This window comes from Bradyrhizobium sp. TM233 (assembly GCF_036247965.1).
Taxonomy (GTDB): Bacteria; Pseudomonadota; Alphaproteobacteria; order Rhizobiales; family Xanthobacteraceae; genus Bradyrhizobium; species Bradyrhizobium ottawaense.
The window spans coordinates 1-250 of record NZ_BTIG01000405.1 but is presented as its reverse complement, the minus strand read 5'-3'; the positions used below and the strand labels follow the sequence as shown (position 1 = coordinate 250).

Genomic DNA, 250 nt, shown 5'->3' with positions numbered 1-250 from the left:
CAGCACGACCGCGTCGATCCGCGCGGTCCAGGTGTCGGGTCTAGCAGGCAGGCTGACGCAGTCGGCGATGATGCGGTCGGCCTCGCGCTGGGTCGCGCGCAATTCGGATACGCTGAGCGCGCGCCAGCTGTTCGCCGCCGCCTCGGCGGCGAGCCTTACCGAGATCTCGTCGGTCAGCTTCAAGAGGTCGGCGGTGCCGCCCTTGCGCACCGCGATCGAGGTGACCACGGGCAGGCCGAGCTCCTTGGCG

1 pseudogene is annotated in these 250 nt (G+C 70.8%); it reads right to left on the bottom strand.

Annotation, left to right across the window (positions count from 1 at the left end):
- A pseudogene (locus AABA86_RS34580) lies at positions 1–250 on the bottom strand (ferrous iron transporter B); the annotation flags it as partial.